At 54.7% G+C, this 21,045-nt stretch carries 18 protein-coding genes; 10 read left to right on the plus strand and 8 right to left on the minus strand.

Annotated features, from left to right (window positions below; translation table 11 throughout):
• The first annotated feature begins 29 nt into the window (after positions 1-29).
• From LCM31_RS08515 to LCM31_RS08535, 5 genes are all read left to right on the plus strand, one after another.
• Positions 30-1,415, plus strand: a complete 1,386-nt coding sequence (locus LCM31_RS08515) for a glutamine synthetase family protein (protein ID WP_224869144.1) — start codon at positions 30-32, stop codon at positions 1,413-1,415.
• Between the two features lie 408 nt (positions 1,416-1,823).
• Complete coding sequence (locus tag LCM31_RS08520) at positions 1,824-2,639, plus strand: OmpW/AlkL family protein (protein WP_224869146.1); 816 nt, start codon at positions 1,824-1,826, stop codon at positions 2,637-2,639.
• Between the two features lie 278 nt (positions 2,640-2,917).
• Positions 2,918-4,345, plus strand: a complete 1,428-nt coding sequence (locus LCM31_RS08525; protein WP_224869148.1) for a glycosyltransferase family 4 protein — start codon at positions 2,918-2,920, stop codon at positions 4,343-4,345.
• Positions 4,345-5,148, plus strand: coding sequence for a class I SAM-dependent methyltransferase (locus LCM31_RS08530; RefSeq protein WP_224869150.1), 804 nt, complete (start codon positions 4,345-4,347; stop codon positions 5,146-5,148). The genes LCM31_RS08525 and LCM31_RS08530 overlap by 1 nt, the downstream gene beginning before the upstream one ends.
• The gene (locus tag LCM31_RS08535) at positions 5,145-6,323 is read left to right on the plus strand and encodes a prenyltransferase/squalene oxidase repeat-containing protein (protein ID WP_224869152.1); all 1,179 of its coding nucleotides are present in this window, start codon (positions 5,145-5,147) and stop codon (positions 6,321-6,323) included. The genes LCM31_RS08530 and LCM31_RS08535 overlap by 4 nt, the downstream gene beginning before the upstream one ends.
• Here the strand turns inward: LCM31_RS08535 and LCM31_RS08540 are convergent.
• Positions 6,252-6,881: a class I SAM-dependent methyltransferase gene (locus tag LCM31_RS08540; protein ID WP_224869154.1), complete on the minus strand. Its 630-nt coding sequence runs from the start codon at positions 6,879-6,881 to the stop codon at positions 6,252-6,254. The two genes, LCM31_RS08535 and LCM31_RS08540, sit on opposite strands and share 72 nt — an antisense overlap.
• A 228-nt stretch (positions 6,882-7,109) precedes the next feature.
• Between LCM31_RS08540 and LCM31_RS08545 the strand changes: the two genes are divergently transcribed.
• Together LCM31_RS08545 and LCM31_RS08550 are read left to right on the plus strand one after the other, a co-directional pair.
• Positions 7,110-7,832, plus strand: a complete 723-nt coding sequence (locus LCM31_RS08545; protein WP_224869156.1) for an acyltransferase — start codon at positions 7,110-7,112, stop codon at positions 7,830-7,832.
• A gap of 23 nt (positions 7,833-7,855) precedes the next feature.
• Entirely contained in the window at positions 7,856-8,365 is a 510-nt protein-coding gene (locus LCM31_RS08550) for a shikimate kinase (RefSeq protein WP_224869158.1), read from the plus strand.
• 125 nt (positions 8,366-8,490) lie between these two features.
• On the opposite strand, the gene LCM31_RS08555 is transcribed toward LCM31_RS08550, so the two are convergent.
• Positions 8,491-8,961 carry an Lrp/AsnC family transcriptional regulator gene (locus LCM31_RS08555; protein WP_010131435.1) on the minus strand — a complete coding sequence of 157 codons (471 nt, stop codon included), beginning with the start codon at positions 8,959-8,961 and terminating at the stop codon, positions 8,491-8,493.
• Between the two features lie 257 nt (positions 8,962-9,218).
• Between LCM31_RS08555 and LCM31_RS08560 the strand changes: the two genes are divergently transcribed.
• On the plus strand, positions 9,219-12,815 hold the full coding sequence (locus tag LCM31_RS08560) for an indolepyruvate ferredoxin oxidoreductase family protein (protein ID WP_224869160.1): 3,597 nt from the start codon (positions 9,219-9,221) through the stop codon (positions 12,813-12,815).
• 68 nt (positions 12,816-12,883) lie between these two features.
• Here LCM31_RS08560 and LCM31_RS08565 read toward each other — a convergent pair whose 3' ends face one another.
• Both LCM31_RS08565 and LCM31_RS08570 read right to left on the minus strand, forming a co-directional pair.
• Entirely contained in the window at positions 12,884-14,161 is a 1,278-nt protein-coding gene (locus LCM31_RS08565) for an OprO/OprP family phosphate-selective porin (RefSeq protein ID WP_224869162.1), read from the minus strand.
• A 79-nt stretch (positions 14,162-14,240) separates the two neighbouring features.
• Positions 14,241-15,185 (minus strand): TraB/GumN family protein, encoded by a 945-nt coding sequence (locus LCM31_RS08570; RefSeq protein WP_224869164.1) that lies wholly within the window; start codon positions 15,183-15,185, stop codon positions 14,241-14,243.
• Between the two features lie 220 nt (positions 15,186-15,405).
• On the opposite strand from LCM31_RS08570, the gene LCM31_RS08575 reads away from it, so the two are divergent.
• The gene (locus LCM31_RS08575; RefSeq protein WP_224869165.1) at positions 15,406-16,581 is read left to right on the plus strand and encodes a glycosyltransferase; all 1,176 of its coding nucleotides are present in this window, start codon (positions 15,406-15,408) and stop codon (positions 16,579-16,581) included.
• A gap of 159 nt (positions 16,582-16,740) precedes the next feature.
• On the opposite strand, the gene LCM31_RS08580 is transcribed toward LCM31_RS08575, so the two are convergent.
• From LCM31_RS08580 to LCM31_RS08590, 3 genes are all read right to left on the minus strand, one after another.
• The gene (locus LCM31_RS08580) at positions 16,741-17,298 is read right to left on the minus strand and encodes an acyloxyacyl hydrolase (RefSeq protein WP_224869167.1); all 558 of its coding nucleotides are present in this window, start codon (positions 17,296-17,298) and stop codon (positions 16,741-16,743) included.
• A 221-nt stretch (positions 17,299-17,519) separates the two neighbouring features.
• On the minus strand, positions 17,520-18,671 hold the full coding sequence (locus tag LCM31_RS08585) for a sigma-70 family RNA polymerase sigma factor (RefSeq protein WP_224869169.1): 1,152 nt from the start codon (positions 18,669-18,671) through the stop codon (positions 17,520-17,522).
• A gap of 367 nt (positions 18,672-19,038) precedes the next feature.
• Positions 19,039-19,500, minus strand: coding sequence for a hypothetical protein (locus LCM31_RS08590; RefSeq protein WP_224869171.1), 462 nt, complete (start codon positions 19,498-19,500; stop codon positions 19,039-19,041).
• Between the two features lie 174 nt (positions 19,501-19,674).
• Here LCM31_RS08590 and LCM31_RS08595 point away from each other — a divergent pair, with 174 nt between their 5' ends.
• Positions 19,675-19,986: a hypothetical protein gene (locus LCM31_RS08595; RefSeq protein ID WP_224869173.1), complete on the plus strand. Its 312-nt coding sequence runs from the start codon at positions 19,675-19,677 to the stop codon at positions 19,984-19,986.
• Positions 19,987-20,092: 106 nt separating this feature from the next.
• On the opposite strand, the gene murQ is transcribed toward LCM31_RS08595, so the two are convergent.
• Positions 20,093-21,040: an N-acetylmuramic acid 6-phosphate etherase gene (gene murQ, locus LCM31_RS08600; protein ID WP_224869175.1), complete on the minus strand. Its 948-nt coding sequence runs from the start codon at positions 21,038-21,040 to the stop codon at positions 20,093-20,095.
• Positions 21,041-21,045 lie beyond the last annotated feature (5 nt).

The following is a 21,045-nucleotide window of genomic DNA, read 5'->3' on the forward strand; positions in this document are numbered from 1 at the left end:
AGCATCCTTCAACAGCGTGAAGCCCTTTTATGGCAGCAAAAGAAAAATACCAGCCGCCCGCGGAAATCCTCGAGACCTCGAATGCGTTCCTTGCGGATCACCCGGACCTTAAATGGATCGAAGGCTTCGCCTTTGACATTAACGGTGTGCCGAGGGGGAAGTGGCTGCCCGCAGATTCCGCCAAAAAATTATTGAAGGGTGGCTTGCAGATGCCCCGCAGTGCCGTGAGCCTGGATATTTGGGGTCGCGATATTGAAAACAGTCCGCTGGTATTTGCCAGTGGTGATAGTGATGGGGTGTGCCAACCGGTCTCGCCAATTTGTCTGGCACCATGGCATCGGGAGCAGACCGCACAGCTGCACATGCAGTTGCACGAAGCCGACGGTTCTGTGCTTTACGCAGACCCGCGCGCGCAACTGCAGAAAGTGGTTGAACGCCTCGCGCGTCTGGGGCTGAAGGCCGTGTGTGCTACCGAGGTGGAGTTCTACCTGTTGCGCGAGGACGCCGATGAATTGGGGCGCCCGCGTCCGGTTAGTGACAATGACAGCGAGCTGGTGCCTTCTACCGATGTGTACGACCTGGCAGAGTTGGATGCCCAGCGGCATTTCTTTGCCGATGTGCGCGCTGCCTGTGAAGAGCAGGGGATTCCTGCTGATTCTATTCTTTCCGAATGCGCACCCGGCCAGTTTGAAATCAATTTACTGCATAGTGATGACCCGGTAAAAGTTGCCGACCAGACCCTGTTGTTCAAACGTCTGTTAAAAGGTGTTGCACGCAGTCATGGGCTTCGGGTCAGCACCATGGCCAAGCCATTTGGAGAGCTGGCCGGTAATGGTATGCATGTGCATATGAGCCTGGTCGATAAAGATGGCAATAACGTCTTTAACGACGGCACCGATGAAGGCTCTGAATTATTGCAGCAAGCCGTGGCGGGTATGATGGCGACTGCTAATGACGCCATGGCGATTTTTGCGCCCCACGCAAACTCCTACCGCCGTTTTCAGGAAAGTAGTCATGCGCCCTTGAATCTGTGTTGGGGCTACGACAACCGAACGGTGACATTCCGTATTCCCGCCAGTGAGCCAGCTGCGCGCCGCATTGAGCACCGTATCGCCGGTGCCGATGTGAACGCATATCTAGTGTTGGCCGCCATCCTTGCCGGAGTTTGTCATGGTTTGGAAAATAAGCTCCGGCCAGGTGCAGCGGTGGAAGGTGATGCGTATCAGGTGGAGAGCGAACAGCTCATCAATACCTGGAGTGGCGCGCTGAAGCGCTTCGAGCAAAGTACATTGTGGCGTGAATACCTTGATCCGGAATTTGTGGATCTGTTTGTATTATTGAAACGACAGGAGCAGGCGGAAATTGCCGCGCGAGTTACTGATGTTGAATACCAGAGCTATTTGCATCGCGCGTGATTTGCCATCGGCAAATACTTTAATGACAAAGCTTCGGCTATTTAATCCGCCACGGCTTTGCTCGGCGCAGTTTACTGCCACAATGCAAAGGGTTTGATGTCAGTTCAGGAAGTAGCCGTGCTTGCTCTGCTATACCTAAACACAGACAACTGAGTACTTGTTTGCTCAGTGCGTCGCAAACTCTCCTCCTGAAAGTGTGTTCGAGAAATCTGGCCCGCCCTATGGCGGGCATTTTTTTTGGCCGAAAACTTTTTGCAGAAATTTCTTCCCATTTGCGGGTTAAACCTTAGGCAGTACTTGCTGTTTTTTAGAAAACTCCACCTATACTGAAACTAACCGCACGCACGGGTCATTTTTTGTTCGTTGTCCCCGGCGGCTATGGAGCATTTAGTGTTAAAAGGAGTTACCATGCGAACCAAGTCTCTTCTTCTGCCGCTGGCGATTGCCGCCGCCAGTGCGACTTCACCGGCGATTGCCGATTTTACTGGTGGCGATTTCATCTTCCGCGTCGGGGGTTCTTATGTCGACGCGGACAGTACTTCCGTTTTTTCTAACCGCAACGTGATCGATATCGTGGATCCGGATGATCCAGATTCGACGATTCCGGTAGAGATTCGTGAGCGTATTACTGTCGACAGCGATTCCTCATGGTTTATTAACGGTACCTTCTTTGTCGCCGACCACTGGGCGGTTGAGTTGTACCACATGAATCAGGCCGACATGGATGCGGACTACACCATTACGGCCACTGGCGATGATATCGATATTCGCCGCCGCGATCGTCTACGCGGATTTGATACCAGCGTAACCAGTTTGTTTGCCAACTGGTATCCGGTGTGTGTCGAAAGTTGGGTTCAGCCGTATTTTGGTTTGGGCGTAAACTACACCGATATTAAACAGGATTTCCTGCGTCCCGTCTTTATTGAGGATGTGATCAACGACAACGGTCAGTTTGTTGGTCGGGCTGATCGTGGTCTCATGAATTTCGGTAGCTCCTGGGGTTGGACCGCGCAGGTAGGTATCGATATTGAATTCGGTCGCAATGCCAATTGGTTGTTCAATGCCTCGGCCATGTGGGTGGATGCTGATCCTGAGCTCGAGCTGGGTGTTGATAATATCGCCCTGCGAGATGACATTGTCTTTGACACCATCCGCATCAGAGAGGACATGGACTACGATTCCTGGATCTTCAATCTGGGTGTGGGCTACAAGTTCAGCTTCTGATCGAACAAATGCTCCAGACTCCTTCGCCCCGGCGCGCCAGGTATGGTGGGCCGGGGCTTTGTCGTCCCTATCGGGGCGATTTTTGCAGTAGACCCGTTTCTTTTTTCCCTGCTTAGGTGGCGCCGGACTGAGTAGTTTTGCCTCGCAAGTCGATGGATCTTGCCTAGCAGTCATATCCGCGGCGGTGTATTCTTCGCCCCATTCAGAACCGACGAGTTCCGGTTATTATCGGCGACAACGGATCAATTGCTAGCCAAAACAATAACTACGGGGAATTTATGACCGCCTTGGGAAATCAAACCGACGGTCCATTGGCCGAATCCAGGCCCCTGAATATTTGCTTGCTCGGATATCGGAGCCACCCGCATTGTGGCGGCCAAGGCGTTTACCTGCACTACCTGAGTAAGGCACTCACAGATGCGGGACACAAAGTGGACGTGATTTCTGGGCAACCCTACCCAGAACTTGACCCGCGTGTACGCCTGATCAAAATGCCAGGCCTCAATTTATACGAACACCCAAGCCCCACTCGGGCACTGAAGTTCAAGCATCTGTTGAGTTGGGCAGATTTTTACGAATGGTTTGGCAAACTCACCGGTGGCTTCGTCGAACCATACACCTTTGGCCGGCGAGTTGCCCGTTACTTGCGCAAGCACGGTCAGAATTACGACGTGGTGCACGACAATCAGTCGCTGTGCTATGGCTTGCTGGATATCGAAAAATCCGGCTTGCCTGTGGTGGCAACCATTCATCACCCGATTACCCGTGATCGACAGCTGGCGCTGGATGCCGCGCCGGATTGGTTTTATCGGCTGCTGGTGCGCCGTTGGCACAGTTTCCTCGGCATGCAGATCCGGGTGTCCCGCAAGCTGAAACATATTGTCACCGTTTCCTCGCAATCCTTTGACGATATCGTGTCGCAGTTTGGTGTGTTGCCTGAACAGCTCAAATTGATTTACAACGGTATCGATACGCAGCTGTTCAGGCCACAAGCCGATGTTCGCCAGAACCCCATGCGTATTATGACGACGGCATCGGCAGATCAGCCGCTGAAGGGACTGCGGTTTCTGTTGCAAGCAGTGGCCTTGCTGCGCGCACGCTATCCGCAGTTGGAATTGTTGGTGGTGGGTAAGCTGCAGGAGGGCGGTGCGACCGAACAGCTGTTACGTGAACTTGACCTTGAGTCCAGTGTGCGTTTTGTATCGGGAGTCTCCAATGAGGAAATGGCGCGATATTACGCCTCTGCGGGCATGGTTGTGTGCCCATCTCTTTATGAGGGGTTTGGTCTTCCCGCGGGTGAAGCCATGGCCTGTGGGGTGCCGGTAATTTCCAGTGATGGCGGTGCATTGCCCGAAGTTGTGGGTGATGCCGGGCTTGTGGTCCCCGCCGGTGACAGTGGTGCTTTGGCGCGCGCGATCGAACAGGTGCTGCAAGACTCCGATCTGCACGCATCTTTAAGTAAAGCGGGGCGCCGTCGTATCGAAGAGCAATTTTCCTGGCAGGTTGCCGCCAAAAAGTTGGTGGCGTATTACCGTGACGTGATGCGTGAGCCCGCTCAGAAAGCGGCAACGAGCGCCCCTTCGCTACGCCCACAATCACAGGCTTTTCCAAGTGCCTCTTCAGCGATGTCTGCCGAGCAGGCGGAATACACCAATACCAGCGGTGAGATAGAAACCAATACCAATAGTCGGGGAGCCGCGGCCTGATGATTACGGTTGACCCCAAGCTGCTGAATTTGCGACCAGGGCAGCGTGTGTTGGACCTTGGTTGTGGTGAAGGACGCCATGCAATTCATTTCTCCATTACCGATCAGGTCGAAATCTTTGGCGTCGATTTGAGTGCGCAGGATTTGGCCACCGCAGCCGAACGCGCGCAACCCTTTGCAGAGAGTGGTCAGCAAGCGGGCAGTTTACAGTTTTGTGTGGGTAATGCGCTGGCGTTGCCGTTTCCCGCAGATCATTTTGATGTGGTTATTTGCTCAGAGGTACTGGAGCACATCGAGGACTATCAGGGTGTGCTTGGCGAAATTCTGCGCGTGTTAAAGCCGTGCGGCATATTTGCTGCAACCGTGCCGGCATTTTTCCCGGAGTGGGTGTGCTGGAAATTGTCCGATGCCTATCACCGGGTAGAAGGCGGGCACATCCGTATCTTTCGCGAAAAAGGCCTGCGCAAAGCGATCGAATCCCTGGGGTTCAAATACTTTGCCCGCCACAAGGCGCATGCGCTGCACGCGCCGTTCTGGTGGCTGAAATGCTTGTTCTGGGGGCAGGATAACAAGCCCATCCTGCGTCAGTATCACCGTTTTCTGGTGTGGGACATGATGGAGCGCCCGATACTGACACGCGGACTAGAAGCCGTGTTGAATCCAGTACTGGGTAAAAGTGTTGCCTTGTATTTTGTAAAGCCATCAGCCGAGCATGATGTACCTGTAGCGCAGGATTCATCAATTGTTTCAGCGCACGCTAGGTCGGTAAAACAGGCCGCCCTCCCAGAGGAGTCGACGGTATGAGCGGTGTAATGGATGCGCTAGCGGCTTCCCCTGCGGTTTCTTCTGCAGAACTGGATGCGGACTCCACGCCAGGTGAAAACGCACTTCCACTTCTACCGAAAAATTTTGTGCGGGCGAGTGCGGATTATATTTTGTCGCAGCAGCAGGCGGATGGGTGTATTCCCTGGTTTGAAGGGCACTATGCAGACCCTTGGGACCATGTAGAAGCGGCGATGGGGCTTAGTATTGCGGGAGAGTTTGCTGCTGCCGAGCGGGCATACGCTTGGTTGGCAACCCAGCAGTTGGATGATGGCAGTTGGTGGGCGGCTTACCGGGACAATAAGGTCGATAACGGTGAGCGGCGCGAGTCCAATTTCGTCGCTTATGTTGCCACCGGGATCTGGCATCACTATCTCATTTCGGGTGATCGCGCGTTTCTTGCGCGTCACTGGGGGATGACAGAGGCTGCGCTGCAGTTTGTACTGAGACTGCAGTCTGCTCACGGAGAAATTCAGTGGGCCGTCGATAGTGACGGTGTACCCATGGAGGACGCACTGATCACCGGTTGTGCCTCCATCTTCAAGAGCCTGGAGTGTGGGATCAATATTGCTACGGTGTTGCAGGTACCCAAGCCCGAGTGGACCGAAGCGCGCGAGCGTCTGGGTGTGGCATTGCGGGAAAAATCCCATCGATTTGACCGCACCTGGGAAAGCAAAGCGCGTTTTTCCATGGACTGGTTTTACCCAGTATTGACCGGAGCTTTTTCTGGCGACGCAGCCAAGGCGCGCCTGCAGGAGAAATGGGGCGAGTTTGTGGTGCCCGAATTGGGTTGTCGTTGTGTAAATGATGAGCCCTGGGTGACCGTAGCCGAGTCCTGCGAGTTGACCATGGCTTTATTGGCGGCCGGCGAGATGAGTAAGGCGCGAGCTTTGTATCGCGGTTTGCATCGCTGGCAAGACAGCGACGGCGGTTACTGGACGGGTTACGTGTACCGGGATAGGGCGGTGTGGCCTGAGGAGAAAACCACCTGGACGGTGGGTGCCATGCTGTTGGCGGCGGATGCTCTGGCAGGGCTTACCCCTGCCAGTAAATTGTTCACCAGTGTGAACCTGGTTAATCGCGCCTCAGAGCCGGCGCAAGATACCGAGGGTCTCGACCATCTCCACCAGCTCGAACTGGCCGGAAGCCAGCGCTAGTTTGTAGATGTCATAGGGCGCCTGTCCACCGTCTTCTGGGTTTGGGAAGATGTCGTGAATGGCCAGGAATCCACCGGGCACGATATGGCGCGACCAGCAACGGTAGTCGTTGAGGGCGGCCTCAAAGGAGTGGCCGCCGTCGATAAACACGAGGCCAAGAGGTGTGTTCCAGTGGCGCGCTGCCACGGTAGTCGGGGCAACCACGGGAACCACATGTTCCTCGAGCTGTGCCGCGCGCATATTGGTGCGGAACGCGTGGAAGCTATCCATAAGTTGGCTGCGATCATCGAACAGCGCGCGATCGTGGTATTCCTCGCCAGGCTGATGTTCCTCGGATCCACGGTGATGATCTACCGCAAACAGGGTGTTGTTCATAAGTTTGCAGGCACTGCCGAGGTAAATGGTGGATTTCCCACAGTAGCTTCCAATTTCCAGGCAGGGGCCTCGGTCGCTGGCTTCGGCGGCAAGCCGGTAAAGCGCCGCGCCTTCACTGTCAGCGAGAAAGCCTTTCACGGTGTTGATATCCAGGGGAAGTTCTAACGGCAGGGCTGCATCCATTTTCAGAGTATCTCGCGACAATATTTGGAGAGTTAAGTGTTAAGTTGAGCGTGACGGTACGTGTTACACCACCGTTTTGCAATGTGCTGGCTCGACAGCTTTGCTGACCAGATCTGTCGAAGTTGCGGTTAGAAAATAGCCGTTGGTACGGTTGGTAATGCTGATGGCCACAACGGATTTTTTACAACAGATTCTAAAAATAAGTATCAGGGAATATTGGCATTTCCAATGCGAAAGGATCATAGACCATACTGGCTGAAGCGCGCTTTGCTGAATTTTCGCAACTGGCGCTGCCGGCACTTCTTACTGCCCCAGTTCGATGCAATCGGGTACGAGCCAGAAGTTATGCACCCGGCTTCGGTGAAAGTATTCGGTAATAATATTCGTCTGGGTAACTTCCCCCATTTGATTTCTACACCGGATAACTGCATTCGCTTTACTGCCATGGGGCACCGCGGAGGCGATGCCCACATCGCCATCGGCGACTATGTGCTGATTTCTCCGGGGGTGCGCATCTCCGCTGGCGAGTCCATCACCCTCGGCGATGCCTGTATGCTTGCGGCGAATGTGTACATTTCCGACTCAGATTGGCACGGCCTTTACAATCGTACGCGTCCGTTTCGCTGCACGGCACCGATATCCATTGGTAACAACGTCTGGATCGGGGACAGCTCGATTGTCTGTAAGGGGGTATCGATTGGAGATAATTCAGTAGTGGGGGCGGGCAGTGTGGTTACCCGGGACGTTCCCGCAAACACGGTTGTCGCTGGCAACCCTGCCCGTGAAATCAAGCAGATAAACCCTCGGCGTCGCATGATTACCCGGGAGGCACTATTCGCCGATAGCTTCCGGCAGGCGCACAATCTCGATGAATTAGATAAAATGCTGCTCACAGGCAACAGTCTGTTGGGGTGGCTGAGGTCGGTAATATGGCCGCGGCGAGGGGATTAACGCAGTTTGGATGTCGAATAACAATGCATAAACAGGGCAGTGTGGTACTGATTGGGATGCCGGGGGCCGGCAAAAGTACCCTTGGGGTATTGCTGGCGAAGGAGTTGGCCAAAGACTTTGTCGATACGGATGTACTGATTCAGCTGCGCGAAGACAAGACGCTGCAGGAAATCATGAACGAGTCGGATTACCTGAATCTGCGTCGTATCGAAGGTCAAGTGATTGCTGAGGCGGAGTTGCCCAATCATGTGATCGCCACCGGTGGCAGTGCGGTGTACAGCGAAGAGGGGATGCGCAACCTGCTGAAGTTTGGCCCAGCGGTGTTCCTGAACTGTTCCGCCGATGAGCTGCGCCGCCGTATTCACAATTATGAAAGCCGCGGGATTGCCAAGGCGCCGGGGCAGAGCTTTGAAGAGCTGTTCGAGGAGCGGCAGGCGCTGTATCGCCGCTATGCAGATATTGTTGTGGACTGTGACGGGCAGGATCTGGAGCAGGTCCTTGGGCAGGTGGTTGCCAGTCTCGAGGCTCGCTGAGTTGATTCTTTCTGCTTGGTCTGGCCGGCACGATTTTGGGGCAATGCCGCGGTTCTCGTGAAATGGCAGCCAGGTTTACCTGGACCGGGAACGCGCGTCCCGGTCCGGCACGGACTGTGGCCTGATTACAGCGGCAACTGAGTGGTGTATTTGACCTGCTTGAGTGCGAAGGTCGAGTTCACCGAAGCCACGTTCGGCAGGTGCACTAGCGAACGTTTGAGCAGCTGCTCGTAATGCTCAACACTATCTACCACTACGCGCAGCACATAGTCTTTATCGCCACTGGTGGAGTAACATTCCACAACTTCCTGGACATCCTGCACCGCCGATTCGAAATTGTTTAACGAATCTTCATCATGGTTGTGTATGGTGACATAGCAGTATACTGTGACCCCTAGGTCAAGTTTACGCGGATCCAGGAGGGTGACGCGCCCACGGATGATACCTTCGGCTTCCAGGCGCTTGATGCGACGCCAGCACGGAGTATGGGAAAGACCCACTTTGTCTCCCAGCTCAGCCATGGAATAATCGGCGTTCTCCTGTAGCGCCCGCAGGATCTTGCGGTCGAAATCATCCAGGTCGGTTGAGCGCTTCATATAAACTCCTGTCCTACATTTTATCTATTGGCCGAGATGGCTGTCATAATTTTACGTGTAAACCCGTAAATAAAGCAATGTTTCCATGTGCTTTAAGCACTAGTATGACCTGACCAAGCCGTCGTTAGCGCTGGTTGTTTGACAACAACCCGTATGAATTGGCGCCAAAACCGGCGACGAGCGCCCCGAATCACAATAATTACCGGAAGCCCGCGGACATGGCGGCGCTTCACAGATCAGCGGGAAGAAGTAGGCGTATGAGCGAACAGAAAGTGGAGTCTGGATCGAAAACAGGATCTCAGGCGGAAACGGTTCAGGATCAGGCGATCACCGATCACAAGGTTGCTGAATCTTCGGTGTCTCTCGACGATCGGTACACCACCCTGAAGGGGCGGGTTCTGTTGTCCGGTATCCAGGCGCTGGTGCGCCTGCCCATCGACCAGATGCGGGTCGACTCCGCGCGCGGGCTCAACACTGCCACGTTTATTTCTGGCTACCGCGGATCACCTCTCGGCGGTTACGACCAGCAACTTGCGCGCGCCAAGAAAATGCTGGATGAGTACAACATTCGCTTTACCCCCGGTGTAAACGAAGAGCTGGCGGCCACCTCCGTCTGGGGCTCCCAGCAGGTTGGCCTGTTTGAAGGCGCCGAGGTCGATGGCGTCTGCGGTATCTGGTACGGAAAAACTCCCGGGGTTGACCGCTCCTGCGATGCATTCCGTCACGCCAATGCGGCGGGTTCCTCGCCGAAAGGTGGGGCGCTGATCATTGCAGGTGACGACCACGGCTGTAAGTCATCGTCTTATCCCGGGCAGTCCGAGTTCGCCTTTGTCGACATGCATATCCCGGTGCTGAACCCCTCTACCGTGCAGGAAGTGTTGGACTACGGCCTGTACGGACTGGAGTTGTCGCGCTTCAGTGGCTGTTGGGTGGCCATGATTACCCTGGCCGAGAACATGGACAGTGCCTCTACCGTCGAGGTAGACCCGGCGGGGGTATCCTTCGAATATCCGGAAATCGAGCGCCCGCCAGGCGGTCTGAACATCCGCAAGCAGGACAACCCGCTGGAGCAGGAAGAGCGCCTGTGGCGCTACAAACGTCCTGCAGCACTGGCATTTGCCCGTGCTAACCAGCTCAACAAACTGGTGCTGGATAACCCAGACGCGACTCTGGGCATTGTGACTGCCGGTAAAGCGCACCTGGATTTGATGCAGGCGTTTGAAGACATGGGCATCGATGAGGCCCGTGCCCGCGCGCTGGGTATTCGTATCCTCAAGGTCGGTATGACCTATCCACTGGATGTTCCCGGCATCCAGGAATTTGCCCGCGGCCTCGATTCGCTTCTGGTTTTGGAAGAAAAGCGCAGCCTGATGGAAGTGCAGCTGAAAGAAGAGCTGTACAACGTGCACCTGCGTGATCCGCACTTCCCGCGTATTCTCGGCAAGGTCGACGAGCACGATAAGCCGCTGCTGCCAATGTACGGTGAGCTGTCACCGGCGGTTGTGGCACAAGTGCTTGGGTATCTGCTGGGTGAAGACAATCTCAACGAGCGCGCCAAGCATCGCCTTATGCGCTTGGATGCACTTGCCGAGCGTATTTCCGCACAGGCCGGCTCCAGTGTGGCCCGCCTGCCGATGTTCTGTGCCGGCTGCCCGCACAACCGCTCGACTCGTGTGCCGGAAGGCAGCCGGGCACTTGCGGGTATTGGTTGTCACTACATGGCCCAGTGGCTGGATCGTGAGACCTTCACCTTTACCCAAATGGGCGCTGAGGGGGTGAACTGGATCGGGCAGGCGGCCTTTACCAGTGAGCCACATGTGTTTGTGAATCTCGGTGACGGAACCTACTTCCACTCCGGTATTCTCGCGATCCGCGCTTCGGTCGCGGCCAAGGTCAATATTACCTACAAGATTCTGTTTAACGACGCCGTGGCCATGACCGGTGGTCAGCCTCACGATGGGGAACTACACCCGGATATGATCTGCCGTCAGGTGTTGGCGGAAGGGGTCAAGCGCGTTGTGCTGGTGATGGATGACACCGACAAGTACAAAGGCGCGCTGAGTTTCCCTGCGGAAGTGGAAATTCGCCACCGCGACCATATGCCGGCGGTAATGAACGAGCTGCGCGAAGAGCCCGGCTGTACCGTGATCATTTACGACCAGACCTGTGCCACCGAGCTGCGCCGCAAGCGCAAGCGCGGCCTGTTACCCAAGGCCGAAGGGCGCCCGTTTATCAACGAGTTGGTGTGTGAAGGCTGTGGTGACTGCGTCACTCAGTCGAGCTGTATTGCGGTAGAAAAAGTCTCTACGCCCCTGGGCGACAAGCGCCGTATCAACCAGACATCCTGTAACCAGGATATGTCCTGTGTAAATGGCTTCTGTCCGTCATTTGTCACCGTGAAAGGTGGCAAGTTGAACAAGCGCGCCGGCGTGGGCGATGCCCTGTTTGACGCGGCAGAAAAACTGCCAGCGCCAGAACTGCCTGACCTGGACGAACCCTATAACCTGCTGGTTACCGGTGTTGGCGGTACCGGTGTTGTGACCATTGGCGCTTTGCTGGCGATGGCGGCGCATATTGAAGGCAAGGCGTGCAGTACGCTGGATCAAACCGGACTGGCGCAGAAAGGCGGGGCGGTATATTCCCACGTGCGCTTTGCTAATCGTCCCGAGTCGCTCAAGGCTGTACGGATTTCTGATGGCCGGGCGGACGCGCTGATGGCGTGTGACCTGATTGCGGCGGGTAACCTGTCTGCAAGCCTGGCGAAGCTGGACGAGACGTTCAGCCGCGCGGTGGTGAACACGCACCTGAGCCCAACCGCTGCTTCGGTTCTGGGACGTGAAGATATCCATTCTCCGCAAGCGGTACTGGATACCATCAAAGATGCGGTAAAAGAGCTGAACGTGGTTGAGGGGCATAATCTCACCAAGGCGGCTCTTGGCGATACCCTCGCGGCAAATATTTTCATGCTCGGTTTTGCCTGGCAAAAAGGTCTGATTCCGCTGGGGCTGGCCGCGATTGAGGAGACCATCCGACTTAATGGGGTTGCGGTTGAAGGCAACTTGCAGGGGTTGGCGGCTGGCCGATTGGCGGCAGCAGATCGCGATGCATTGGATGCCCTGTTGTTCCAGCAGGAAGAGAAAGTCTTGCCCCAGGGGTTGGAGGAAATTGTCGCGCACCGTATGGAACACCTTACGGGCTATCAGGGGGCGGCCCTGGCGCGTCGTTATCGCGATCTGGTGGACAAAGTAAAAGCCGCGGAAATTCTCAAGGTGCCGGGCAGTGAAGCCCTGGCTGAGGTGGTTGCTCGCAACTACGCCAAGCTGCTGGCCTACAAAGACGAGTATGAAGTGGCGCGCCTGTACAGCGATGGTCGTTTTACGCAGTCTCTGCAGGAAAACTTTGCCGGCGATTTCGAGCTCGAATTTAATTTGGCGCCGCCGCTACTCAGTCGCTTTGACAAGAACCTGGGACGTCCGCGCAAAATGAAATTTGGCGGCTGGATGCACAAGGCATTTTCGGTCCTGGCCAAGCTCCGTTTCCTGCGAGGTAGTGTGCTCGATATCTTCGGTTACACGGAAGAGCGCAAGATGGAGCGTGGCTTAATTACTGAGTACGAAAAGATCGTCGATGAAGTGGTAGGGCGCCTGAGTGCCGATAACCACGCCGCGGCGCTCGAACTGCTGTGCTATCCCGATCAGATTCGCGGTTACGGGCTGATCAAAGAGGAGAATGTAAAGCTCGCCCACGAAGCCCGCAACATTGCGTTGCAGCGCTTCTATGATCCGCAGGCGAGTGTGCCGGGCGGTTCACCGGTGGAGGTGTTTGATCCCGCCAAGGCGCAGCAGGTCGGTTAACGAGGTTGTGTGTGACAAAAAAGCGAGCCAATTGGCTCGCTTTTTTGTTTGCGGGAAATGGGGGTATCTTACCAGGCCATCTGCACCCGGAGGCCCAGTTGATTGGTGTTGTCACCAGTAAACTCATCGTCACCGAAAATCAGGTTCAACATCACACGCACGTTGCGATTGGCGTAATAATTTAGGCCGATCTGAGCACTGTTGGCTTCCAGTTTGTAGATGTCCCGGTTTTGCATGATGTCGTAACGGGCAGTGAGTTCCCAGGCGCCGCCCCAGAGGCCATTGCCTGATGGTTTGGCGGAATTAAAGGCGCCGCGCTTTTCGTTGTAGGTTTTGTGCTCGCCGCTGATCATCCAGCTGCCCTGAATGTACCAGGTACGAACATGCTGATCATCGATATAGCACCCCAAGTCCGGATCACAGAAGAATGGGGGAGGTGCGCCGAACTCATCTTCGAAATCGAGCTCAGACAGGTAGTAGTCGGCTTCGAAGTCGCCAACCACAAACTCTGACTGAAAATACAGCGGACCGTAGCTGCCTGCCAGCTCCAGCGACACGGTTGAAGCGTCATCCCCCAGATCGCCCGGACTGAGGGCAATCAGCTGTGATGGGCCGCGGCGCCCGGCATAATCGGCTTCGGCGGTAATATCTTTGGAGTCCAAATTCGGGTTTTCAAAATTCAGCGCGGTGCCGAGGTGGAGCGTTGCGTAATCCGTTTTGATGGGGTGCCAGGCGAGACGGCCGGCGGCGCCAACCCCTTCGTTGCGTGCAGTACCAGCGTCTCGCAAGTTAAATGCCATCAACCCGAGGGTGAAACAGTCCAGTACTCCCGTCCAGCCGATTCCCTGCTGGAACTGGAAGCCCTCGTATAGCCCAGTGGCGCTCGAGAAAGGGCGCTCGAGCATGGTAATTTCGTTGGAGCTGGTCATTTCCGCCATGGAGCGGAAAGGTTTGAATTGTCCAATGCGCACTTCACCATTGAGAAACTTATGCGCGATAAAAACGTCGCGAAATCCCCGCCCCGTGGAGCCGCCGGCAAAATCCTGTTCGAGCACGTATTTCCAGTCGTAGATATTGCCTTTCAGGGTAATCCGCGCCCGGCGAAAATCTGTAGTGCTGACAGGGTTTTCGATGTCGGTATCAAACAGATAGGTATCAAAATGGATGCGCCCGCCGAGGGATGCGGAAAAATTACCGTCGTCAGACGTGATTTTCAGCCCACCTTTGGTTTCTGCTTCGTCCGCCAGGCTCGCGGTTGTACCAGATAGCAATGCTCCCGCGACTAGGAGGCAGGGTGCGACCTTTGAGATACGATTGGTAGGGTAGAGAGTGGGGAAATTGGGCACCGCGCCATTCCTTTGCAACCAATTGGATGCAGTTTAGTCGGCCAGGAAAGCTGCGGTGCGCCAGAGGTATAAAAGGAGGTTAAATTTGTTTTACCGTGAAGCCGTCTTTTTCCAGTAATTCGGCGATGGATTTTTCTCCCACCAGATGCCCCGCACCTACCACCACAAACAGGGTGTTATGCTGGCTGCTCAAATCCTGTATTTTTTTTGCCATATCCCGGTTACGTTTGTAAAACAACAGCTCGTATAAGGGGGCGTACTCCGGGTGCTCATCCAGTCCCTCTCGGATTACCAGGTCGTAGATCTTCTCCTGATCGCCACTCTTCCATGCACTGGTTATCCGCGGTACAAAAGCGTCCATGTCCGAGAGTTGTTCAAGGGTTTGCTGTAAATAGAGCTCGGGGTTGTCCAGGCTGTTTAGCATTTGAATCTGTCCCAGCACACTCTCCAGCTCCAGGATTTCAGTATTGTTGCGGTGTGCCTGGCTCAAAAAGTGTCGATCGATACCTGCTTTGGGGTCGAGTCCTCGTGCCTGCATTTCAATCAGGCTCAGGGTAATCATGGCAATGGCCGGGCGCAGTCGGCTGAAACTGGCCTCAGGGATTTGTCGTTGATTTAACCAGTCCAGAAGCTGGCCATAGACTTCTGGCGATACATTGTCTTTAAGCTGTTCGCCAGGGGGGTAGACCGACTCTTGCATAACTTGCATTTGCAGGGCGGCATTGGATTCCATCGCAAGGATATCCGCTTCGACAACCAGGGCGTTGCTGCTTTTGTAGGCGCGTTCAATTGCATCCCGCAACGGATAAAAACTCTTGTCGGCCAAATGGATGGAGCCCAACAGATAGACGGTTTGCCCATCCTTCTGGGCCTCCAGTAGCAGCCCACGATCACTGGCTGCCTGAGTGGTATACGTCTGCAGCAAGAATAGGGCTGACAGGACCCAAATGGTTTTTCGCCAAAGCGCCAAACTCACTCGTTGGGCGTAAAGTCGAGTGCCGATAGTGGGAGAGTGATTATTCATAAGCGATTTCCATTTGCTTATCTGTTTGCCAGTTTACTTTTTGGTTTGTGTTTAACCAGCCAGCTTCGTGATTTGTGTTAATGATATTGTACCGTTATGCACGATGAGTTGGCGTGCGTTTTGTGAACCGCGCCGGGAAAATGAAATTTGTGCGTTATGGCGCATAATTCAGCGGTACAATAAGCCACAAGTAAAGAACGATGTGCGGGAATGGAGCAACATGCGAATTGTTCAGGTGGTACCGTCGATGGAAGGCGGCAAGTTAGCGCAAGAAGTCCTTGAATTTGCCCAAGAAATGGCCCGGCAAGGTCATGAATCTTCGGTGATTTCCTCCGGGGGTTCCCTGGTGTCTCGCCTGACTTTACATAATTGCCAGCATTTCGAGCTGCCTGTTCACCGCAAGGGTTTGATTAATAGTCGGCTGCACCGCAAGGTGCGGAAGCAACTGGAGTCCTTACAGGCGGATGTGTTGTTGTGCCGGGATAGCCTGTGTAGTTGGCATGGGTGGAAGATTTGGCAGGCACTTCCAGAGGCTGCGCGCCCGCGTCTGATTACTTTTCTTCATCGATGGCCACAAGGGGGTGTCTTTGGGGGGGGCTGGATGAAGGGTGCCGTTGCCCGTGGAGAGCTGGTTTTTACTGCCTCACAGGATCTCGCCCGACGTTTGTCAAAGCGTTTCGAGATACCACTTGCCGACCCTGAAGATTCGCTCAAGCCATTTACTGTGCGCCACCTTTATCGCGGAGTAAACGTACGCGAATTGGATCGGCGCGCACCTGTGTCGGGACATTGGCAGCAGCGCCTGCTTAATAGTTATCCTCAGCTCGAAGGAAGAAGCTGGCTGCTGTTGCCTGGAGAAATTGGCCCGGGAAGAGGGCAGGATAAATTTCTGGAGCTACTCGCTCAGCTGAAGCAGAAACGTGAAGACCTGTTTGGTCTTGTGGTGGGTGAGGTTGCACCAGGGCAGGAAAAATTTGCCCGTGAACTCGAACGGCGAGCGGAGTCCATGGGGCTTGCCGAACATGTCGTATTTCTGGGGTCGCGGAGGGACATGCGCGAACTTTATGCCAGCGCACGTATTACCTTTGAGCTGGCGGATCCGTTGTGTGCCGATGGCCGTGTGGTTTCTGAAGCACTCGCAATGGAATGCCCCGCGGTTACGCTCGGTGGGCCTGGGGCGGAGGTGTTGCAAGCGTGCTTCCCGCAAGGTCTGTTTCCGGGCGTAGCAGTGGGCGGCGAAGACGTTGCTGAGCGTCGCGATTTGAACGAAAACCTGGTCGCAACCTGTTTGACGATTCTACATGAGCCAGAGGCGATCAACTTCAGCGGGTTCAGTCTTGAAGAAACCGGTGCCCGTGCAGTGGATTGGTTCCGGCAGGTGAATGAGATTCCCTAGACTGATTTTTCCCGGCAGCCTGGTCAGGTTACTGGCTCATGGACGGTAGTTTGCGTGATGAGAAGGGCGTATTTTTATCTAATTGTGACGGCTCGCTTTCCGGTGCCTGCCTTACCTTGTTTTCGAGTACCCTGATGGCTGGCCGCGGTCCTAGTATCGTTAAAATTTAGCGTGCCAGTTCAGGGATGCGAAATCAAAGCCCGGATTGGGGGTATTGGTATAGCCATTGGAAAAGTGACTATAGCGGACGGACAAGGTGTGCCCATTATCCAGTGTATAACCCGAGCCAAAGTGCAATGAAAAATTCAGGTTGGTGGACAAGTCAATATTGCCAAAACTGCGCTCGGTTAAATACGCTGCGCCGACACCGACTTCACCAAATAAGCCTTTGGCTTCCCGCTGCGGATACCACCGCAGAACTGGTTTGAGCTCCCAAATCTGTTGTTTCTGTCTTTCACCACGATGATGGATCCGCATGTGGCTATAGCTGACCTGGGCCCACCACTGGAGTCTGTGGCTGCTGGGGTAGTCATAAAACTGGTAGGACCAGTTCGCTCCCAGCATATCGGCGCCGGCGTTGGAGCGTTGTTGGATCAGAGCACTGCTGATTCCCTTGCCGCCGCTAAATATCCACTCCTGATCTCCGTCCGTCCCGGTTAAGCCGGCGTCGGCGTTGCCAGAGGCCAACATCAGGATCGCGGCCCAGAACAAGGCCATTGCATATTGTAAAGTTGCCACAAGAGGGCGTACTGGCTGGGGGTTTGCAGTGAGTAGACAAGCGTTATGACAGTCAGAATGACGAGGAGAGAAGGGCATCATGCAATCGCCGTTTATTGCTGTTAGAGGCAGTATTACAAGGTTAGCCGGATTCTCTGCGAAGACAAGGTCCACGCCCCGAGCTTCGGGGCGCGGATACACGGGTCAGTTTCCTATTTGCCTTAGCGCCACTGGCGCTTCAGTTGCCGCAAAGCGTCGGAGTGTAGCTGTCTTGCGCGCTCCTGACTGAGGCCCAACTGTTCTCCGATAACGCGGAAAGAGCAGTCACGGTCTGATATCAAGCCATAGCGTAGGCTGAGCACCGTGCGTTGTCTTGGCGGCAACTTGTTAACGGCGTCTCGCAGTCGCTGTGCCAGTTCCTGGTTGGACACCAGTTCGTCGGTATTGAACATTTCACCGGCTGGTGCGTAGTCCAAGCGAGTGCTGCTCTGGTCGTCAGAAATAGGGTCGTCCAGTGAGCTTGTCGGTCCGGGCAATTTCAACAGGCTCTGCACCCGTTCAATATCGAGCCCCGTTTGCTTGGCGATGTTTTCGTCGGAGGCCGAGAGGCCCTCCGAACGAACCTGATTGATTGCACGATAGATATTGCGCAGGTCATCTTGAACGTTCGCAGGTTGGCGCACCATGTCGTCATTACGCCGCAAGGTCAGTTGGATTTCCTGTTGAATCCACCAGTACGCATAGGTGGAAAAACGGTATCCCATCTGCGGCTTGAAACGTTCAATGGCTTTCATCAAGCCCACATTGCCTTCTTGAATCAGATCGATAAAGGGCACCGAAGGATTGCGGAAACGCTTCGCGATGGCGATGACAAGTCGCAAATTGCATTGGATTAGCTTTTTGCGTTGCGCCTTGAATTTCTTCATCAAATTTTGCAGCGCACTGCGGTCGCGCTGAGAAATTTTGCCTTTCTTGAGTAGCGCATCCGCTTTCGCGATGATCAGCCCGTGATCGTAGGCACCGGTGCTGCCGCGTTGCTCGACACCTTCGCTGCGCAAGTCCACTAGCATGACACCGCGCTTCTGCAGCAGCGCGATGATTTTTTCTTCCAGGTCCCGTAAAAGGCAGGTAGTGGTGTGTTCATCCTCCGGTGTCAGGAGGTCTAGCCGATACAGATGTTTGAGGTAGCTCTGCATCGGCGTGCCGACATTGTCGCCGAGGGAGTCCTCGGTGCTTGTGTCTTCCTCGATGGCTTCCCCGCGGGGTTGCATGGATTGGTCCGGGTCTTCTTGGTGGAAGTTGCTCCCGGTTACGTTGTTGCTATTTTCCTTCAGCCACTGGTCATCCCTTGTTTCGATATTTACTCGGGACAAAAGTCTGAACCTTATGCTGTGGCAGCGCAGTTTTACCTTGTGGACCACGCTGCTGCCGTTAGATTACCGGCGTCATCCTTTCGCAGGATCGCGGCATGGCGCAAAAATTGCCATGCGGACCATTTGACTATAGGTGAAGGGAAGAATTCCGTGGGAAAAAATGCCGAGAATACGCGACCGGTAAGTACGTTTAGGTGAGTTGTGAAGCTTGGGTCAGCACTTAGGCTGCTGTTTAACTTTTGTCGCAGCAAAGTCACGTATTTTGGACGAAGTTCCGATCTCGTAAGTTAGGTTATTTGGAGACGTTGAGTTAGACAGTTTTTGTCTATCCGCACCTTGCGGCGCGGACTGACCGGTAATGACCGGATTACTTAATCCGTTTTACCCGGAGGGCGCGGCCCCCTTCGGTTTTCCGCATAAAGAAAGAGCCGAGTGCACCGCGCTCCAGTGTAACCCGTTCACCGCCGCGCCAAATGGTGCGCCCGCTGTCGGTCTGACGCCAAACCTGACCATTATCCAGCGTAAAGGTGTATTTGTCGTAGGCACCTTTCTGAGCAATCTCGATCGTCGCCGTAATTGATTCCGGGGCTTCTTCAATTGCCCTTTTTTCTTCCTGTCCGAAACGCTGCTCGACGTGTACCTGTAAATTGTTCGCAAGCTTGTCGTAACAGGCCAGTCGTTTCGTGTCGTCACTGAATTCGGTACAGCGCTTTAACTCCTCCTGAACCGTAGTGGCCACTGCGGGAAGGCTCAGCAAGCTGGTCGCCAGCAGTGGGGTCGCTAGCCAAAGCTTGATAGAGAGGGGGTGTGTCTTGGTGGATTTGCGCATAAAGTCAGTTCCGTGCGTTAAGTCTGTGGCGCATTGTATCACTACTGTGCGTTCCTCCATGTATTTTGAGTTGCCTGTCACACTTCCTTTGGGCACACCGTGGAAGAATAGTCGTGCGTGAATGTAAAAAAATCATAAAGCATCATTGTAAACAACACACAGGGGTAGCCGACTATGAAGAAGCTGTTGATTCCCGCAATTGCCATTGCCGCCATCGGTGGTTATTTCTATTACACCAACCTGGATACTGCCGCGCCTCAGGCTGAGGCTGTTGCCGAGGAAGCGCAGATCGTTGAAGAGGTTGAGGCCGCCGTAGCAGAAGCGGAAGAAGTGGTCGAGGAGACTGAGCAGGTGACGGGCGAAATCATCGCGTCAGCGGAAGAAGACGTGTTTGCCGATGTGCCTGAGGCCATGGCAGAAGTCGCTGAGGAAGCGGCGGAAGCCGTTGAAGAAGTGGCCGACGAGATCGATCACAGCGAAGAGTGATCTTCGTAGAGTGCTAGGGGGTAAGTTGGGCATTCCCCTCAAAAAATACCCGGACAGCGCATTGTCTGGGTATTTTTTTGCCTAAAGTGCTCGGTAAATTAAGGATTCAGCCTTTACCGATATTTTGCAATGCAAGGCGCAAAAAACCGTCCGCATTGCCCAGCGCTGCTTGTGCCTCTTCTTGTTCCAGCCCACTCAGTATCATCATAATCGCTAGTTTGGCATTGTGATCGCAGCGGTCCAGTACGCGGCCGGCCTCCTCATAACCCACTCCGGTAGCCTCTACCACAATTCGTCGTGTGCGATCGACCAGCTTGAGGTTGGTGGCCTTAACATCGACCATTAAATTATAAAAGCTCTTGCCGATACGAATCATACTGGCGGTTGTCAGCATATTGAGTACCAGTTTTTGTGCGGTTCCGGCTTTCATTCTGGTAGAGCCGGTGAGCACTTCTGGTCCCACCTCCGGGAGGATGGCGATATCCGCTTCTTTGGCAATTGCGGCGGATTTGTTGCAGGCCAGTGCCACGGTCGTGCAACCAAGATCACGTGCATAGCGCAGTCCGCCGGTGACATATGGGGTGCGTCCGCTCGCGGCAATCCCCACCACCATATCTTTACTGGTGAGCTGAATGTTTTTAAGGTCCTCTACGGCTAATTGAGGGTCGTCTTCAGCGCCTTCCTGTGCGCGGTGCACCGCGTCCTCTCCGCCGGCAATCAGCGGTACCACCATGCCCTCGGGCACGCCATATGTCGGAGGGCACTCTACCGCATCGAGAAGGCCGATGCGGCCACTGGTGCCGGCACCCATGTAAACCAGGCGCCCGCCAGTCTTAAACGCCTCCACGGCTTTGTCGACCGCTTGAGCAATTTCCGGCAGTACCGCACGTACTGCAGCGGGGACAGCGCTGTCCGCGTCGTTGATTTTTTCCAAGATCCCCAGGGTAGGCAGCAGGTCGATATCCTGCGTGCTCGGATTGCGCGCCTCACTGGTGAGTACGCCCAATTCTTCGCTGATGGACCCGGGACTGGCGTTGTGATTGGACTTGGTCATATCCC

Origin of the sequence: Microbulbifer agarilyticus (assembly GCF_020171345.1) — a bacterium.
GTDB lineage: Bacteria > Pseudomonadota > Gammaproteobacteria > Pseudomonadales > Cellvibrionaceae > Microbulbifer > Microbulbifer agarilyticus_D.

What these genes read in the sequence shown, in the direction of transcription:
- LCM31_RS08560 (WP_224869160.1), top strand. Translation starts at nt 9,219, where the DNA reads ATGAGCGAACAGAAAGTGGAGTCTGGATCGAAAACAGGATCTCAGGCG.
- LCM31_RS08590 (WP_224869171.1), bottom strand. Translation starts at nt 19,500, where the DNA reads ATGCGCAAATCCACCAAGACACACCCCCTCTCTATCAAGCTTTGGCTA.
- LCM31_RS08525 (WP_224869148.1), top strand. Translation starts at nt 2,918, where the DNA reads ATGACCGCCTTGGGAAATCAAACCGACGGTCCATTGGCCGAATCCAGG.
- LCM31_RS08515 (WP_224869144.1), top strand. Translation starts at nt 30, where the DNA reads ATGGCAGCAAAAGAAAAATACCAGCCGCCCGCGGAAATCCTCGAGACC.
- LCM31_RS08540 (WP_224869154.1), bottom strand. Translation starts at nt 6,881, where the DNA reads ATGGATGCAGCCCTGCCGTTAGAACTTCCCCTGGATATCAACACCGTG.
- LCM31_RS08570 (WP_224869164.1), bottom strand. Translation starts at nt 15,185, where the DNA reads ATGAATAATCACTCTCCCACTATCGGCACTCGACTTTACGCCCAACGA.
- LCM31_RS08575 (WP_224869165.1), top strand. Translation starts at nt 15,406, where the DNA reads ATGCGAATTGTTCAGGTGGTACCGTCGATGGAAGGCGGCAAGTTAGCG.
- murQ (WP_224869175.1), bottom strand. Translation starts at nt 21,040, where the DNA reads ATGACCAAGTCCAATCACAACGCCAGTCCCGGGTCCATCAGCGAAGAA.
- LCM31_RS08555 (WP_010131435.1), bottom strand. Translation starts at nt 8,961, where the DNA reads ATGAAGCGCTCAACCGACCTGGATGATTTCGACCGCAAGATCCTGCGG.
- LCM31_RS08550 (WP_224869158.1), top strand. Translation starts at nt 7,856, where the DNA reads ATGCATAAACAGGGCAGTGTGGTACTGATTGGGATGCCGGGGGCCGGC.
- LCM31_RS08520 (WP_224869146.1), top strand. Translation starts at nt 1,824, where the DNA reads ATGCGAACCAAGTCTCTTCTTCTGCCGCTGGCGATTGCCGCCGCCAGT.
- LCM31_RS08545 (WP_224869156.1), top strand. Translation starts at nt 7,110, where the DNA reads ATGCGAAAGGATCATAGACCATACTGGCTGAAGCGCGCTTTGCTGAAT.
- LCM31_RS08595 (WP_224869173.1), top strand. Translation starts at nt 19,675, where the DNA reads ATGAAGAAGCTGTTGATTCCCGCAATTGCCATTGCCGCCATCGGTGGT.
- LCM31_RS08535 (WP_224869152.1), top strand. Translation starts at nt 5,145, where the DNA reads ATGAGCGGTGTAATGGATGCGCTAGCGGCTTCCCCTGCGGTTTCTTCT.
- LCM31_RS08530 (WP_224869150.1), top strand. Translation starts at nt 4,345, where the DNA reads ATGATTACGGTTGACCCCAAGCTGCTGAATTTGCGACCAGGGCAGCGT.
- LCM31_RS08580 (WP_224869167.1), bottom strand. Translation starts at nt 17,298, where the DNA reads ATGGCCTTGTTCTGGGCCGCGATCCTGATGTTGGCCTCTGGCAACGCC.